Source organism: Sediminibacterium sp. TEGAF015 (genome assembly GCF_025997995.1).
Taxonomy (GTDB): domain Bacteria; phylum Bacteroidota; class Bacteroidia; order Chitinophagales; family Chitinophagaceae; genus Sediminibacterium.
Window position 1 is genome coordinate 2708921 of record NZ_AP026683.1, and the last position, 15452, is coordinate 2724372.

General features: G+C 39.4%; 14 protein-coding genes. 12 read left to right on the forward strand and 2 right to left on the reverse strand.

Going from position 1 to position 15452, the window contains the following annotated elements:
* Nucleotides 1-4: 4 nt before the first annotated feature.
* The 8 genes from nuoH (at nucleotide 5) to TEGAF0_RS12190 (ending at nucleotide 8695) form a co-directional block, all read left to right on the forward strand.
* Nucleotides 5-1054: an NADH-quinone oxidoreductase subunit NuoH gene (gene nuoH, locus TEGAF0_RS12155; protein ID WP_264898603.1), complete on the forward strand. Its 1050-nt coding sequence runs from the start codon at nucleotides 5-7 to the stop codon at nucleotides 1052-1054.
* Nucleotides 1055-1097: 43 nt separating this feature from the next.
* The gene (gene nuoI / locus TEGAF0_RS12160) at nucleotides 1098-1637 is read left to right on the forward strand and encodes an NADH-quinone oxidoreductase subunit NuoI (RefSeq protein WP_264898605.1); all 540 of its coding nucleotides are present in this window, start codon (nucleotides 1098-1100) and stop codon (nucleotides 1635-1637) included.
* Between the two features lie 31 nt (nucleotides 1638-1668).
* Nucleotides 1669-2172: an NADH-quinone oxidoreductase subunit J family protein gene (locus TEGAF0_RS12165; RefSeq protein WP_264898607.1), complete on the forward strand. Its 504-nt coding sequence runs from the start codon at nucleotides 1669-1671 to the stop codon at nucleotides 2170-2172.
* A gap of 17 nt (nucleotides 2173-2189) precedes the next feature.
* Nucleotides 2190-2525: an NADH-quinone oxidoreductase subunit NuoK gene (gene nuoK / locus TEGAF0_RS12170; protein ID WP_026764201.1), complete on the forward strand. Its 336-nt coding sequence runs from the start codon at nucleotides 2190-2192 to the stop codon at nucleotides 2523-2525.
* Nucleotides 2526-2543: 18 nt separating this feature from the next.
* On the forward strand, nucleotides 2544-4490 hold the full coding sequence (nuoL, locus tag TEGAF0_RS12175; protein WP_264898610.1) for an NADH-quinone oxidoreductase subunit L: 1947 nt from the start codon (nucleotides 2544-2546) through the stop codon (nucleotides 4488-4490).
* 26 nt (nucleotides 4491-4516) lie between these two features.
* A complete protein-coding gene (locus tag TEGAF0_RS12180; RefSeq protein WP_264898612.1) occupies nucleotides 4517-5944 on the forward strand; it encodes a complex I subunit 4 family protein in 1428 nt (475 codons plus the stop codon).
* Nucleotides 5945-5962: 18 nt separating this feature from the next.
* Nucleotides 5963-7357, forward strand: a complete 1395-nt coding sequence (locus TEGAF0_RS12185; RefSeq protein WP_264898614.1) for an NADH-quinone oxidoreductase subunit N — start codon at nucleotides 5963-5965, stop codon at nucleotides 7355-7357.
* Nucleotides 7358-7420: 63 nt separating this feature from the next.
* The gene (locus TEGAF0_RS12190) at nucleotides 7421-8695 is read left to right on the forward strand and encodes an ABC transporter permease (RefSeq protein ID WP_264898616.1); all 1275 of its coding nucleotides are present in this window, start codon (nucleotides 7421-7423) and stop codon (nucleotides 8693-8695) included.
* Nucleotides 8696-8710: 15 nt separating this feature from the next.
* On the opposite strand, the gene TEGAF0_RS12195 is transcribed toward TEGAF0_RS12190, so the two are convergent.
* Together TEGAF0_RS12195 and TEGAF0_RS12200 are read right to left on the reverse strand one after the other, a co-directional pair.
* On the reverse strand, nucleotides 8711-9415 hold the full coding sequence (locus tag TEGAF0_RS12195; RefSeq protein ID WP_264898618.1) for a carboxypeptidase-like regulatory domain-containing protein: 705 nt from the start codon (nucleotides 9413-9415) through the stop codon (nucleotides 8711-8713).
* An 80-nt stretch (nucleotides 9416-9495) separates the two neighbouring features.
* Nucleotides 9496-12069, reverse strand: coding sequence for a zinc-dependent metalloprotease (locus TEGAF0_RS12200; protein ID WP_264898621.1), 2574 nt, complete (start codon nucleotides 12067-12069; stop codon nucleotides 9496-9498).
* Between the two features lie 313 nt (nucleotides 12070-12382).
* On the opposite strand from TEGAF0_RS12200, the gene TEGAF0_RS12205 reads away from it, so the two are divergent.
* The 4 genes from TEGAF0_RS12205 (at nucleotide 12383) to TEGAF0_RS12220 (ending at nucleotide 15412) form a co-directional block, all read left to right on the forward strand.
* Complete coding sequence (locus tag TEGAF0_RS12205) at nucleotides 12383-13240, forward strand: MotA/TolQ/ExbB proton channel family protein (RefSeq protein WP_264898622.1); 858 nt, start codon at nucleotides 12383-12385, stop codon at nucleotides 13238-13240.
* A 67-nt stretch (nucleotides 13241-13307) separates the two neighbouring features.
* On the forward strand, nucleotides 13308-13958 hold the full coding sequence (locus TEGAF0_RS12210) for an ExbD/TolR family protein (RefSeq protein WP_264898624.1): 651 nt from the start codon (nucleotides 13308-13310) through the stop codon (nucleotides 13956-13958).
* Nucleotides 13959-13990: 32 nt separating this feature from the next.
* Nucleotides 13991-14548, forward strand: a complete 558-nt coding sequence (locus tag TEGAF0_RS12215; protein WP_264898625.1) for an ExbD/TolR family protein — start codon at nucleotides 13991-13993, stop codon at nucleotides 14546-14548.
* A 33-nt stretch (nucleotides 14549-14581) separates the two neighbouring features.
* A complete protein-coding gene (locus tag TEGAF0_RS12220; protein ID WP_264898627.1) occupies nucleotides 14582-15412 on the forward strand; it encodes an energy transducer TonB in 831 nt (276 codons plus the stop codon).
* Nucleotides 15413-15452: the final 40 nt, after the last annotated feature.

Here is a 15452-nt window from a genome sequence, read left to right on the forward strand (position 1 = left end):
AAGCATGACACTATTGGCCTTAGATTGGATATTAATGCTGGAAAAACTAATCCTGATTGCGATTATTGTTTTCGCCAGTTTGGGCATTGCCCTTTATACTACGTTTTCTGAACGTAAAGTAGCGGCAGTATTGCAAGACAGACCAGGTCCGAACCGTGCGGGTCCAATGGGTTTATTACAACCTTTGGCGGATGGTTTGAAGTTGATCATGAAAGAAGAAATCATTCCGAATTCAGCCAATAAAGCCTTGTTTATTTTAGGACCGGCTATGGCAATGACAGCGGCGCTGATGACCTGTGCGGTTATTCCATGGAGTAGTTCTGTAGAATTATTCGGAAGAAAAATTGATTTGCAGATTGCTGACATCAATATCGGAATTCTGTATGTGTTTGGAGTAGTGAGTATGGGCGTGTATGGTATCATGATTGGTGGATGGGCATCCAATAACAAGTTTTCCCTGATGGCTGCATTGCGCGGAGCCTCTCAGGCTATTAGTTATGAGCTGGCCATGGGCCTTTCATTGATTGCTGTTCTGATGCTTTCAGGGTCATTGAGTTTAAAAACAATTGTTGATCAGCAAATGGCACCGGGTGCTTGGTGGAATATTGTATATCAGCCACTAGGTTTCTTATTGTTTTTCATTTGTGCCATGGCAGAATGTAACAGAACGCCTTTCGATTTGCCTGAAGCAGAAAACGAATTGAACATGGGGTACCATCAGGAGTATTCATCTATGAAACTTGGGTTTTATCTTTTTGCAGAATACGTAAACATGATTATGAGTAGTGCGGTTATGGCCAGCCTGTATTTTGGTGGTTACGATATTCCATTCCTGGATGAATCTACCTTGGCGCCGAATATGGCAGCGATTTTGGGCGTGTTGTCATTGCTTACCAAGATTGTGATTTTCTTATTCCTGTTCATGTGGATTCGCTGGACCATTCCAAGATTCAGATACGATCAGCTAATGAACCTGGGTTGGAAAAAATTAATACCACTTGCTTTGTTGAATATGTTGGCAACAGGTGCAGTGATTTTGTGGCAGCAGGGATAAAACCAAACATTTACATTTGTGAACCTTTTATATAAAAGATTACATGCAAGCTTTAACAAACAGAGTAAAACAAGTAAGTAGAGAGCCAATGAGCTTTATGGAGCGCATTTACTTGCCCAATATATTAAAGGGTATGGCTATTACTTTCAGCCATATTTTCAAGAAACAACCCACAATTCAATATCCTGAGCAAAAGCGTGAGTTCAGTCCTGTATTCAGAGGTCTGCACGTTTTAAACAGAGATGAAGAAGGAAGAGAGCGTTGTACAGCTTGCGGATTATGTGCTGTGGCTTGTCCAGCAGAAGCCATTACTATGGAAGCTGCGGAAAGAATGCCTGGTGAAGAGAACAAATACCGTGAAGAGAAATACGCAGCCAAATATGAAATCAATATGCTGCGTTGCATATTCTGTGGATTGTGTGAGGAAGCTTGTCCTAAAGATGCTATTTATTTAAGCGAAACATTTGCACCTGCTAATTTTACCAGAAAAGGCTTTATCTACGGAAAAGATGATTTATTGATTCCGGATAAGAACAAAGCTCCTGAGGAATACGCAGCAGCAAAAGGTGCAGCAAGAGTATAATTATTTGCAAGGTTATAATACAATTAAACAGATGGATACTTTACAAATTTTGTTTTTTTTCTTAAGTGCGCTGGCCATATTCAGTGCCATCATGGTACTGGTAAGTAAGAACCCAGTGCACAGTGTGCTTTGGTTAATTGTGGTATTCTTTGCCATTTCAGGTCATTATATTTTGCTGAATGCACAGTTCCTGGCTATTGTGAACCTGATTGTGTATGCAGGGGCTATCATGGTATTGTTCCTGTTTGTAATCATGTTAATGAACCTGAATGCCGATACAGAACCTAGGAAAAACTGGTGGATGAAACTGGCCGGTGTAGTGTCAGGTGGTTGTTTTCTGATGGTAATGATTTCTCTGGTAAGACAGGCAACTGAGCTTTCCGGCAAAGCTGCTTTAATGAAGACTGGTGATATTGGATTGATCAAGAATTTGGGCAAGGCATTGTTCAGTGACTTTGTTGTTCCATTTGAAATCAGCAGTGTACTTTTTTTAAGCGCCATGGTTGGTGCTGTAGTAATTGGTAAAAAAGACTAACCTATAACAACGCAATTATGCCTATACAATACTATATCTATTTTTCACTGGCTTTGTTTAGCATTGGTATTATTGGAGTCTTAACCAGACGCAATGCTATTATAGTTTTCATGTGCATAGAGTTGATGCTAAATGCAGTGAATCTGCTATTGGTTGCATTTTCCAAAATGCACCACGCAGCTGCTTTAACCAGCAATGCAGCAAGCACTGCAGGGGTAGAAGGCCAGTTGTTTGTATTCTTTATTATGGTGGTAGCTGCAGCAGAAGTGAGTGTGGGCCTTGCCATTATTGTGATGCTGTATAGAAATACGCATTCTGTAGATATTAATTTCCTGAACCGATTGAAAAACTAGCACCCGCAACTTAGTAATATGAGTAAAATTGCTTTTTTAGTCCCCTTGTTTCCCTTGCTGGGTTTCCTGATAAACGGATTAGGCAGACAGCGTCTGTCTAAATCTGCGGTAGGTATTGTTGGATCAGGTATGATCTTCCTGTCCTTTTTAACGTCCTGCTTTTTATTTGGACAGGTATATGGATTGGCAGCCAATAGCGGCGGTGCTCCTATCAACAGCGTAGTTACCTTGTTTAACTTTATACAGACTGAGGCATTTACTATTCCTTTTGCCTTTCAGGTAGATCAGTTGTCAGTTTTGTTTCTGTTAATTATTACAGGTATTGGTTTCCTGATTCACTTGTATTCTACTGCATACATGAAAGAGGAAGCGCCTCATCATTTTGCACGATACTTCGCATATTTAAATCTTTTCGTCTTCTCTATGTTGTTGCTTGTAATGGGTAGCAACTATGTTATTATGTTTATTGGATGGGAAGGTGTTGGATTGTGTTCTTATTTATTAATTGGATACTGGTTTAAGAATGGTGATTACAGCTATGCTGCCAAGAAAGCCTTCATCATGAACCGAATTGGTGACCTTGGATTCTTGTTAGCGGTATTCTGGTTGATTTTTAAACTAGGCACTGTTAATTATACAGATGTATTTGCAGGTATCAGTCAATTATCTTCTTTTGATATTACTGCTATTACCACTTTGCTGTTTGTTGGGGCAATGGGTAAGAGTGCTCAAATTCCTTTATACACCTGGTTGCCTGATGCAATGGCGGGTCCTACTCCGGTATCTGCATTAATACACGCCGCAACCATGGTAACTGCAGGTATTTACATGATTGCGAGAAGTAATATTCTTTATACCATGGCACCTGCTACACAAACATTAGTAGCCGTAATTGGATTGGCAACGGCCATATTTGCTGCAACGATTGCCTTGAAGCAAAACGATATTAAAAAAGTATTGGCTTACTCAACCGTAAGTCAGTTAGGGTATATGTTTTTGGGATTAGGCGTTGGTGCCTATACTGGAGCTGTGTTCCATGTAATGACCCATGCATTCTTTAAAGCTTTACTATTCTTGGGTGCAGGATCTGTGATTCATGCCATGCACCATGAACAGGATATCCGCAAAATGGGAAATTTAAAAAAGTACATGCCCATTACGCATATCACATTCCTATTGGCTTGTTTGGCCATTGCAGGTATTCCTCCATTCTCCGGTTTCTTCTCTAAAGATGAAATACTGGTAGCTGCGTACAGTAGTAATCCCATCTTCTATTATATAGGTGTTGGCGGTGCATTAATGACCGCGTTTTACATGTTCCGTTTGTATACCCTTACTTTCCTTGGAAACTTCCGCGGTACACATGAGCAGGAACATCATTTACATGAAAGCCCTTCTGCTATGACTGTTCCGCTAATTGTATTAGCTGTTTTATCTGTAATAGGAGGTTTCATTGGAATACCTGCTGTATTTGCAGAAAACAAACATTGGTTGGCAGGATTCTTAGCGCCCATTTTTGCAGATTCTGCTAAGCAGGCAACAGCGCATCACTTAAGTCATTCCCAAGAATATATAATGATGGGAGTAGTAACAGTATTGATTATTGCTGTCATCACTTTTGCTGTAAAGTCTTATAAGAACTATCAGCAAAATGAAGCAGAAGAATCAGGACTAGGCAAAGTGCTATTGAATAAATGGTATGTAGATGAATTGTACAATGCTATTGTAGTAAATCCGTTGAATATGCTGGCCGGTGCATTAAAAGAAGTAGTAGAAAAGTCTGGTATTGACGGATTGGTGAATGGCGTAGGGAAGTTTATTGCCTACGGTTCCAGACAAGTACGTTTGATTCAAAGCGGACAGGTAGCAAGCTATCTGTTGATTATGATTTTATCGTTGGTTGTGTTTTTTATCGTATGGTTTAATGATTCAACCATCATTGGTTTTTTAAATAAATTATTTTAATTCGTTCATCAAGTAGCTCTGCAATAATGATTACTTTATTACTCATATTAACACCGCTTGTAACAGGATTAATTGCTTTCTTTTTAAAGCAGGGAAATGCAGCAAAAAATTTTGCTTTGCTGGCTTCTGTAGCTACAGCAGCCCTTTCCTTATCTGCCGTTTTTGCACAGGGTACCCTAACTTACGATGCTAGCTGGTTAACAAGCATTGGTAGCAGAATCACTTTGAAGGCAGATGGAATGGCAAAAATGCTGACCTTATTAACAGCAGTATCTTTCCCTATAATCTTTACAGCGATATATAATAATACGTATAAACAGGCCGCTTCTTTTTATGGTTTAATGTTATTGTCTCAGGCAGGTTTGATGGGGGTGTTTTTAGCGTCTGATGCTTTGTTGTTTTACTTTTTCTGGGAACTGGCTTTAATCCCTGTATATTTCCTTTGTTCCATCTGGGGTGGAGAAAAAAGAATTGCGGTTACTTTCAAATTTTTTGTGTACACGTTTGTAGGATCATTGCTGATGCTGATTGGACTTTTGTTCATGTATTTCAGCACTGCAGATCAGTCCTTCTCATGGCAAAGTTTTCAGGCAGTTCAATTGTCTGCAAAACAGGAAACCGTTTTATTCTGGTTATTCTTTGTTGCATTTGCCATAAAGATGCCCATATTCCCATTCCATACCTGGCAGCCGGATGCTTACGAACAATCTCCAACAGCTACTACCATGGTAATGAGTGGAATCATGGTTAAAATGGGCGTTTTTGCTGTAATCAGATGGTTGTTGCCAATGTTCCCTGTTGCAGCTGCACAATCTGCCAACCTGATTATTGTCTTATCTGTAATTGGTATGATTTACGCATCGTTGATTGCTATCAGACAGGATGATATAAAACGCATGATTGCATATTCTTCTATTGCGCATATTGGTTTAATGTCTGCTGCTATGTTTACGAACAATGCAACTGCTATGGAAGGTGTGATGATTCAAATGTTCAGCCACGGTGTAAATGTAATTGGACTTTGGATTATTGCTGACTTAATAGAAAAACAATTGGGCACAACCAATATGAAAGAATTGGGCGGGCTGGCACAGAAAGCCCCGGTAATGGCAATTCTACTGGTAGTGATGGCATTGGCCAATGTAGCCCTTCCATTAACCAATGCATTTATAGGAGAGTTTTTAATGTTCAATGGCTTATTCCAGTACAATATGGTAATGGCAGCTGTTGCAGGTATTAGTATCATACTTGCAGCGGTTTACACATTGAATATGGTTCAGCGTGTTATTTACGGAAATGTGAATGCAACCACTGAAAAAGCAAGTGAAATACCTTTCAATATTCAGGTAGCACTAGTGATTATTACGTTGATGATATTGGTGTTTGGTGTATATCCTCAGCCACTATTAGATTTAACCGGAGACAGTGTTTCCGCAATATTTGTAAATAAGTAAAAGAACGATAGAGTAGTTATGAACGCAATCATATTTTCAGCAATAATGGGTGTGGTGATGATGTTTACAGGCATTCTTACCAATAAGAAACCCGTGATTACCTTGACGGCAATAGTTGCATTAGTCATACTGCTTGTAGCTAATCTTCTGAATAGCTATGGCATTTTTTCTATACAGGTCGACACAAAAGAACTGCTTCATTTTAATAAGATGGGCATGTTCTTTAATACCTTGATAATTGCAGGAACCTTACTATTTGTTTTGTTAAGTGGATCAGAGCTGGAGAAACTCGGGAACAAAACAGCTGATTTTTATGCGCTGATTTTCTTTGTGCTTTGCGGAACTGCCATCCTTACTTCTTTCAATGGGATGCTAATGTTATTCCTTGGAATTGAAATCTTATCTATCCCATTATATATTTTAACTGGTTCCGATAAAAAGAATTTAAAAAGCAATGAAGCTTCTCTGAAGTATTTTCTGATGGGTTCTTTCACAACCGGTATCATGTTGATGGGTATTGTATTATTGTATGGAGCAACCGGTAGCTTTGGCTTGGTAGGAGTAACTAATTCTGCATTGCCACCATCTGCGGGCGTTCAGTCGGCTTCTTTCCTACAGGTAGCTGGTCTTTTATTATTGTTCGCTGCCATGTCTTTTAAAGTGTCTGCTGCACCTTTCCATTTCTGGACGCCGGATGTTTACGATGGGGCACCAAGTGTGTTCACTTCATTCATGTCAACCATTGTGAAAGCTGCAGGATTTTTTGCTTTCATTAAATTATTCGCTTCCAATACCAGTTTATTGGGACCAACCTGGTCAATTATACTTTCATTTGTTATTGTAGCCACTTTATTTGCAGGAAATATCACTGCTGTATTTCAGAGAAGCATCAAGAGAATGCTGGCTTACTCCAGTATTGCACAGGCAGGCTTCATGTTGTTTGCATTGTACAGTAATAACGATTTAGGAACTGAAGGGATCATTTTATATACTGTGGCTTATTGTTTGGCCACTATCGGATTCTTCGCCATTCTAATGAAAGTGAAAGACTATACTTTCGACGGATTCAATGGACTAGCCAGCACACAACCTGTATTGGCTTTTGTAGCGACCATTTGTTTGCTTTCTTTAGCCGGTATTCCTTTAACTGCAGGATTCTTTGCCAAATACTTTATGTTGGCATCTGTAGTAAAAGCAGGTGGTCCAATCTGGTTAGTAATTGTTGCCGTATTATTTGCAGCCATCAGTGCCTATTATTACTTCAAAGTAATTCAGGCTATGTACTTCAAGGAAGGACAGCCAGAAACGGCTGAAATAGGGCAGGGATTCAAAATTGGTCTGTTATTGGTAGCCGCTGCCATTGTATTGGTTGGCGTTCTTCCTTCAATAGTGCTCAATTGCTTCTATTTTTAACCGCTCTTCATAATTGAAGGACGTGGCTGAAAAGGTTTCCGCAATACGCTGTACCTTTATTTCATGACAGTTCTCGACTCATTCAATTTAGCCTGGCGCACGGTAAAGGGTAATAAACTACGTGCCGGTATCACTATTGCTATTATTGCTTTTGGTATTATGGCATTAATAGGGATTATCACCGCCATTGAAGCCATGAACCAGAGTCTTAAGGAAAGCTTCTCTTCAATGGGGGCAAACTCATTCAGTATCCGCTACAAAGACTCAAGAGCCAGAATGGGGCCTAATAATGATGAAGTCACTAAAACCAAAAGAGGACTGAAAGAGAAGAAATCCAATTTAAATAAACCACTCCGTCTGGAAGAAGTGGAAAGATTCAAATCCTTGTATAACTTTCCCGGAGCAATGGTCAGTGTTTACAGAAGAGGTCCTGGAGGACAGGAATTGCGGTATGAAGACAGAAAAACCAATCCGCAAATCCTTGTTTGGGGCGGAGACGAGAATTATTTAATGGTGAATGGTTATACCATCGAGCAGGGCAGGAACCTGAATAATCTGGATGTGCAGAGTGGAAGGAATGTTTGCTTATTGGGTAGCAATGTAGCAACCCGTTTGTTTGGAGAAAGGCCTGAACGTTCTATAGACAAAATAATCAAAGTAGGCAGTACTCCATATCGCGTAGTTGGATTGCTAAAATCCAAAGGGTCAAGTGCCATGTTAAGACAAGACGATGTAATTGTAACTTCTTATACCAATGTGCGTCGTTATGCCAATATTGGTCCTACTTATCTAGTAGGGGTGAGCGTAACTGATATCAATCAATTGCCCGTAGCAACGGATGAAGCTACTTCGGTATTCCGATCCATCCGAAAACTCGAGCCCAAGGAGGATAATAACTTCGTAATTGAGAAGAGCGATAAGTTTGCTGAGATGTTTATTGGATTCCTTAGTAGTATTACGGGTGCAGCCAGTGCCATTGGTTTAATCACATTGATTGGAGCAGCAATTGGTCTGATGAATATTATGCTGGTAGCAGTAAATGAAAGAACCAAGGAAGTCGGGTTGGTAAAAGCGATTGGCGGTAAAAGTAAATATGTACGTCAGCAGTTTTTATTTGAAAGCATGATTATCAGTTTACTGGGCGCATTGTTCGGCATTATCCTTGGAATTCTGGTAGGGAATGTTTTTGGAATTATTCTAGATACTGGTTTTGTAATACCATGGGCATGGGTATTCATTGGAATCATTATATGCACCATTGTTGGGCTGGTAGCAGGTATATATCCTGCTATGAAAGCTGCTAAGCTTAATCCAATTGTTGCATTACGATACGAGTAGTACCGAATTAATGCCTTATTTTCTTCGGTCTTTCAGCTTTTCGTTGATGTAATACTTAACATCTTCTTCTTTAGGATTTTTTCTTAACCATTCGTAAGAGGGTCTGTAACGTTGCATGAATACTTGTAGTTCTTCTCCTTTGAGTCCACTGTATTTGGTAACAATTGCAGTAGAGAACCGATAGTCAACATATGCCTGCTTCTCACTGTTGTTAAATATTTTAATGGCATTTCTTTTGTTCTTTTCTCTATTAGAAAATCGATTTAAACTGATGCCAATGCCAGCCCCCGAATTGGCTAATTCAACGGATTTAACGGGAGGGCTAACCATTTCTTCTGTAAACTCTCTGATTCTTCTTAAACTATCTAAGCTGTATTGATTTACGCCTGTATTTTGAACGGTTACATTATTCAGACTTCTGCTAATGGGTTTTAAAAAAAGGGTAATAGTATCACTTGCGCTGAGGATACCACTGTATAAAACCGTGTCAAAAAAATAACCTACTGCAGCAACTGATAGGATATCATTTTTGCTCACTTCTATTTTGAACAATCCTTTTTGGTTGGTGATAACTGTATTGTTATTGCGGGTATTGGTAATGCTCGCCATTTCAATAGGTTCGTTTGTAATGCTATCTTTTACATAGCCCCAGATAACTTTTTGCGCCTGAAGGGAATTCCCTGCAATCAATACCAAGAGAAGAATCAGTAGTTTTTTCATATAACAAAGATACAAATAAAAAAACCGCAGGCTAATTACCTGCGGTTTCTATACTATTGATTTTGTAATCTTCTAAAGTATTATTTAGGGTCTAAAGCTTCCTTGATTCTTTCAGCTAAATCAGCTAAATGAATCTTGCTCATTTTGTCTGCAGTAGTTGCAGCAGCAGCAGAAAGTTGACCACGTAAACCAACAAGCTGTGCTCTTACAATTGCTGTAACGTCTGATTTCTTAGCATCTATACCTGCAGAAATACCACCAAAGCTAATAGTGATACCGCCAGCTGAAGAAGGTGCAGGGTTAATGATAGAAGCCAAGCGATCTACATAAGCTCTTTGTAACATACGCTTGTAAGTGTCAATGGCTTTTTTGCTGCTCAATTCACTGAAAATAGTGCCCTGAACATCATTCAACAATTCCATAGCAGTGTAAGCTTTATCCGCACCAAATCTTTCAGCGCTTAATTGTAAGCGGCCTAAACGATCTGTGCTAACAATGCTGTTCACTGTTCTTTCCTGAAGACTCATGATTGGGTCTGCAGAAATTGGATTATTGAATTTATTCCACATAGCGCGATCTACTAACCAAGTTGGGGTTTCGAAAACGTTTTTGTTGATGAATCCAACGGCTTCTTTTTGACGAGCCTTTGGAACAATTTCATAAACAGCCTCGTTTTGTTCAACAGTTTTGAAAGTTTCGTAAATACCACCAATATTAGTACTCACATGACCAACATATCTGTTGAACTGACCTAGTGTTTGACCATACATAGTAGCAAGGTTTTCATACTGATCACCTTCTTCTTTGGTCCACTCAGGTAAACCTTTCATTACACGCTTTAAGTTTAAAACGCCGTATTCACTGGCTTTAACAGAATTGTCACTTAAATCTTCACTCTGGCTTCTAGGGTCAACACGATTACCACTTTCATAGGTTCCAAACCAATGACGAGGGTTTTCTTTTAAAGCAGCGGTAACCATTTTGTTACTGTTGTTCTTTATTTCTTCTTCCGTATTGCCAGGAATATATCCGTAGCCCCACTTCAATGCCCATTTATCATAGTCGCCAATTCTTGGGTATAAACCTTTTCTGCTGATATTGTCTTCTGGTTGTGCCACATAGTTGAAACGAGCATAGTCCATTATAGATGCAGTATGTCCATTAGCTTCTACCCACTGCTTATCTCTTAGTTTTTCAACTGGAGTTTGGCTACTACTTCCCATGTTATGACGCAATCCCAATGTATGACCTACTTCATGAGAAGAAACGAAGCGAATTAAATCACCCATTAATTGGTCATCGTACTTCATACTTCTAGCACCTGGGTCATTTGGCGCAGCTTGCACCATATACCAGTCGTGAACCAATTTCATAACATTATGGTACCATCCAATATGGCTTTCTAAAATTTCACCACTTCTTGGATCGTGAACGTTAGGACCGTATGCATTCGGGATATCAGAAGCAAAATAACGTACTACTGAAAAACGAGCATCTTCCATACTCATAGTAGTGTCGTTTTCCGGCCATTCTTTACCAACAATCGCGTTCTTGAAACCAGCTTTTTCAAATGCGGCCTGCCAATCGTTGATACCAGCAATTAAGTGAGAACGCCACTGCTTAGGAGTTGCTGGATCTATATAGTAAACGATTTGTTTTTTAGGTTCAACCAATTCTCCTCTTCTCCATTTTTCCCACTCACCATCTTTAGGTTCTAATCTCCAACGAACCGCAAAACTTACATCTTCTACCTTTTGTTGTGAATCACTGTATCTAACAAAATCATCTGTAAAGAAGCCTACACGTTTGTCAGCCATTCTGCGTTGCATAGGCACTTTAGGCAATAACAACAATGAGGTGTTGATTTCCATAGTTACTGCTCCTGCATCTCTTGCGGCTGCCAAAGAAGCACCTGAAGTAGGTAAACCAGGAATTGAAGGGCCTGCTGCAGCAGAGGCGCTAAAAGTTTTTACAGTTACAATCTCAGTGTTGATTGGATAGGTACTGATTTTGCTGATATAAGAACGATCCTGTGCTAAAGCAGTTAGGTTATATCTTCTTTTGATATTTGGATTTATGCTAACCGCTTGGTTATCGCCACTGAAAAATGCAGAAACGTCAATTACCACTCCGGTAGAGTCCTTGCCCAATGAAGCAACTGGAAATGCAGAAGCAATAGCATTAAGGTTAGAGTTGGTTACTGCTTTATATATGTCCTGGTTTTCTTCAGCCTTATTTACTAAAGTAACTGTTCTTAGAAACACATTGTTGTTGGGTCCTTTCTCGAAAGTAATGGTTTGCTGATTGGCAATCTCTCCACCATAACCGGCACCTGCTGGAACCTTAGAAAATCTTACTACCGATAATATCTCTCTTCCGAAAAGAGAATCCGGAATTTCAAAGTAGTATTTGTCTTCCACCTTATGAACGGTGAACAAGCCTGTCTTTGAAACAGCTTTAGCAGTAATTACCTCTTTATAAGGTTTTGGGCCCTGTCTCTGGGCATTGTTCATCATATTAGCCAAATTACCCATGTTAGGCCCTTGTGCAGGAGCACCCGTTCCAGGCGTCTGGGGTGGGGTTTGTGGTCGCTGTTGAGCCACTAAACTTAGGGCCAGCATCAGCGTTGTACTGGTGAATAATAGTTTTTTCATTGTTGCAATTAGTGTTTTTTAAAAAAATGCCTATAAAGATAGGGTTGTTAACCGTCTAACAATCAAATCATATTAAGGATTGGATGAGTGGTGGAGGTTTTCTAAAAATCGGTAAAATTCATCTAAAGAAAATAAGGCTTGAGTTTGCTGCTTTAAATAAAATACCTATTTTACAACCCCTTTCCAATGCTGGTTTAAATTGTTTTAAAGAATTTCAAACAATTTGTTAATTCAGGATAATTTTCATTAGCATTGTGAAGTAATTTTTTAAACCATTAGTTATTTTTTTAAAAAATCAAAAACCATTTGAGTCATGGCTGAAACAAAACCAACCGCTGCAGTGAAAAGTGCAACTTCTACTCAACCTAAGAAGAGCAGCAACGTTATTTCATGGATTGCTCCTTTCGCAGGGGTATTAATCGGGTACATTCTTTGGAGATTTGTACTTGGAACAAACAGTAACTTTACCAATCCAGACTTGGCTGGTGGTTTCTGGCCTAACCACAAAGGACCTTTGACTGGATTAGCAAAAATGTATGAGGGTGGTATCGTTGTACCTATCTTGATTGGTAACTTCATCATCGTATTGATTTTCGTTATTGAGCGTTTACTAACTGTAATTAAAGCAACAGGTACAGCTAACAATGCTGAGTTTGTTCGCAGCGTACAGTTCCACCTTGCTAACAAAGAAGTAGACAAAGCTTTGGCTGCTTGCGATAAGCAAAAAGGTTCTGTAGGTAATGTAATGAAAGCTGGTCTTAAGAAGTACAAAGAAATGATCAGCAACACAGAATTAGAAACTGAACAAAAAGTTTTGAATATCCAAAAGGAAATTGAAGAAGCAACTGCTCTTGAATTACCTATGTTAGAAAAGAACTTGGTATTCTTATCAACTATCGCTTCAGTAGCAACCCTACTAGGTTTGTTCGGAACGGTATTAGGTATGATTAAATCATTCTCTGCCCTAGGTGACGAAGGTGGTGGTGATGCTGCTCGTGAATTGTCAAAAGGTATCTCTGAAGCATTGTTCAACACTGCACTAGGTATCGGTACTTCTGCAGTAGCTATCATTTTCTATAACGTATTTACTACTCGTATCGATGGTATTACTTATGGTATTGATGAGTCTGGTTTCACTTTAACTCAAAGCTTCGCTGCTAACTACAAATAATTTGAAATTATTTGTGGAATCCGCAAAGATTTGAATCATTTATAAGTGAACAGTAAAAAACAAAACAATGGGTAGAGCCAAATTACCTCGGAAGAGTACAAATATTGACATGACGGCGATGTGCGACGTGGCCTTTCTCTTGTTGTCGTTCTTTATCTTGACGACCAAGTTTAAACCCGCAGAAGCAATTGCTGTTACTACACCCAATTCAGTTGCTTCAAAAGTAGCGCCTCAGAAAGATTATGTAATGGTAATTCTTGATAAAAGTGGCAAAGTTTTTCTTGAAATGGACGATGAGTCAAAGAAAGAAGCGATTGCCAATTCCTTGAATTCCACCAAAAATCTGGGATTGAATACAGCTGCTTTTAAAAAGTCACTGTTTTTTGGAGCACCATTTGGTAGCCTTGCGTCTTTTTTAGCATTGCCTGAAGATCAGCGCAAAGGAGATAAATTACCTGGTATTCCGGTATTAGATACAGCGAACAATGAATTGGTTACCTGGATGAGAATAACCAAAGAAGTGTACATGGGCGAAAAAGAACCAGCATTCCTGTTAAAAGGCGACAATGCTGCTAAATACCCTGCATTTAAGGCGATCATTGATGCCTTCAAAAAGAATGATATTTTGAAGTTCCAGATGGTTACAAGCCCTGAAGCAGCTCCTGTAGGTACTGATCTTTGGAAATTGAATCAGAAAGGTGAAAAAATAGAAGAGTAAATAATTTATAACGAAAACTAAATTCTACCGACATGGCAGAAATGGATACCTCGGGCGGCGGTGGCCACAAAAAAGGACCCGGCGTCAAGAAAGGGAAAAAATTATCAACCAGGGTTGACTTAACACCCATGGTGGACTTAGGTTTCTTGTTGATTACCTTTTTCATCTTCACTACAACCATGAGTCAGCCAACGGCAATGAGGCTCTTTTTACCAAAAGATGCTGATAAGCCGGAAGATCAGAATAAGGCCAAGGAGTCTGGTGTTATCACCGTTTTGCTTGGTAAAGACAATAATGTCTTCTATTATGAAGGTCAGTTGGCAACAGATGGGTCTAATTTCAAATCTTCAACTTTTAAGGAGATCAGAACCGTTTTGATTGATAAAAAACGCAATACTCCTGAAAAAGATTTAGTTGTGATTATTAAACCATCCGTTGATTGTACTTACAAGAATGTAGTAGATATGTTAGATGAAATGGCAATTAATGTATTGAAAAAATACGCATTAGTGGATATTTCAGAAGGCGAAGCCGCTTTGGTAAAAATATCTGATGCTAGCGGTGGCGCAGCAGCTGGTGCATCTAACTAATATCAACAAGCAACTAATTAATAACATTTTACAATGGACGTAAATAAAATTCAATCAGCAGACATTCTCGACATCATATTTGATGGAAGAAACAAAGAGTATGGTGCTTATGATTTGCGTAAAACCTACAACAAGCGTATGATTAAGGCTTTAGTAGGGACTATACTGATCATATTGCTTGCCGTGCTTGGCAACCTACTTGCCAATTCTTCCTCAGGTTCGAAGACAGAATTAATAGTGCAGGATGTGTCGTTGGAAAACGTGCAGCAGGAAGAGAAAAAACCTGAACCGCCGCCACCACCACCGCCACCAAAGCAAGAGCCTCCTAAAGTGGAAATCACGAAGTTCACTCCTCCTAAAATCGTAAAAGATGAGGAAGTGAAAGAAGAAGATGAAATTAAAGAGGTTGAAAAATTAGAAGATACCAAGATTGGTACAATCAATCAGGAAGGTGCAAAAGACGAAGGTATTGTTGCCCCTCCGGTTGAGTCAGGTACTGGTGTGGTAGAAGCTCCTAAAAAAGAAGAAGATTACGATAAAATTTTCACAGTGGTGCAAATCCCTGCGGAATTCCCTGGTGGTTTGCCTGCATGGGCAAAGTACTTGGAGCGTAACTTAAACAGAGACTTACCAGTTGAAAATGGAGCGCCTCCAGGAAAATACACTGTAGTTGTTTCTTTTATTGTGGCTAAGGATGGTTCAATCAGTGACGTAGTTGCTGAAAATGATCCGGGTTATGGCACTAAGAACGAAGCAGTTCGTGTAATTACAAGAGGACCTAAATGGAAGCCTGCCGTACAGAATGGTAGAAACGTAATCTATCGTCACAAGCAGAGCATTACATTCATGGTTTCTGAAGAGTAATCTCACTTAATACGAATATAGGAAGACCCCGATTCTAATG

Excerpts from the sequence above, each read along its gene's own strand:
- nuoH (WP_264898603.1), top strand. The coding sequence starts at position 5 with ATGACACTATTGGCCTTAGATTGGATATTAATGCTGGAAAAACTAATC.
- nuoI (WP_264898605.1), top strand. The coding sequence starts at position 1,098 with ATGCAAGCTTTAACAAACAGAGTAAAACAAGTAAGTAGAGAGCCAATG.
- TEGAF0_RS12165 (WP_264898607.1), top strand. The coding sequence starts at position 1,669 with ATGGATACTTTACAAATTTTGTTTTTTTTCTTAAGTGCGCTGGCCATA.
- nuoK (WP_026764201.1), top strand. The coding sequence starts at position 2,190 with ATGCCTATACAATACTATATCTATTTTTCACTGGCTTTGTTTAGCATT.
- nuoL (WP_264898610.1), top strand. The coding sequence starts at position 2,544 with ATGAGTAAAATTGCTTTTTTAGTCCCCTTGTTTCCCTTGCTGGGTTTC.
- TEGAF0_RS12180 (WP_264898612.1), top strand. The coding sequence starts at position 4,517 with ATGATTACTTTATTACTCATATTAACACCGCTTGTAACAGGATTAATT.
- TEGAF0_RS12185 (WP_264898614.1), top strand. The coding sequence starts at position 5,963 with ATGAACGCAATCATATTTTCAGCAATAATGGGTGTGGTGATGATGTTT.
- TEGAF0_RS12190 (WP_264898616.1), top strand. The coding sequence starts at position 7,421 with ATGACAGTTCTCGACTCATTCAATTTAGCCTGGCGCACGGTAAAGGGT.
- TEGAF0_RS12195 (WP_264898618.1), bottom strand. The coding sequence starts at position 9,415 with ATGAAAAAACTACTGATTCTTCTCTTGGTATTGATTGCAGGGAATTCC.
- TEGAF0_RS12200 (WP_264898621.1), bottom strand. The coding sequence starts at position 12,069 with ATGAAAAAACTATTATTCACCAGTACAACGCTGATGCTGGCCCTAAGT.
- TEGAF0_RS12205 (WP_264898622.1), top strand. The coding sequence starts at position 12,383 with ATGGCTGAAACAAAACCAACCGCTGCAGTGAAAAGTGCAACTTCTACT.
- TEGAF0_RS12210 (WP_264898624.1), top strand. The coding sequence starts at position 13,308 with ATGGGTAGAGCCAAATTACCTCGGAAGAGTACAAATATTGACATGACG.
- TEGAF0_RS12215 (WP_264898625.1), top strand. The coding sequence starts at position 13,991 with ATGGCAGAAATGGATACCTCGGGCGGCGGTGGCCACAAAAAAGGACCC.
- TEGAF0_RS12220 (WP_264898627.1), top strand. The coding sequence starts at position 14,582 with ATGGACGTAAATAAAATTCAATCAGCAGACATTCTCGACATCATATTT.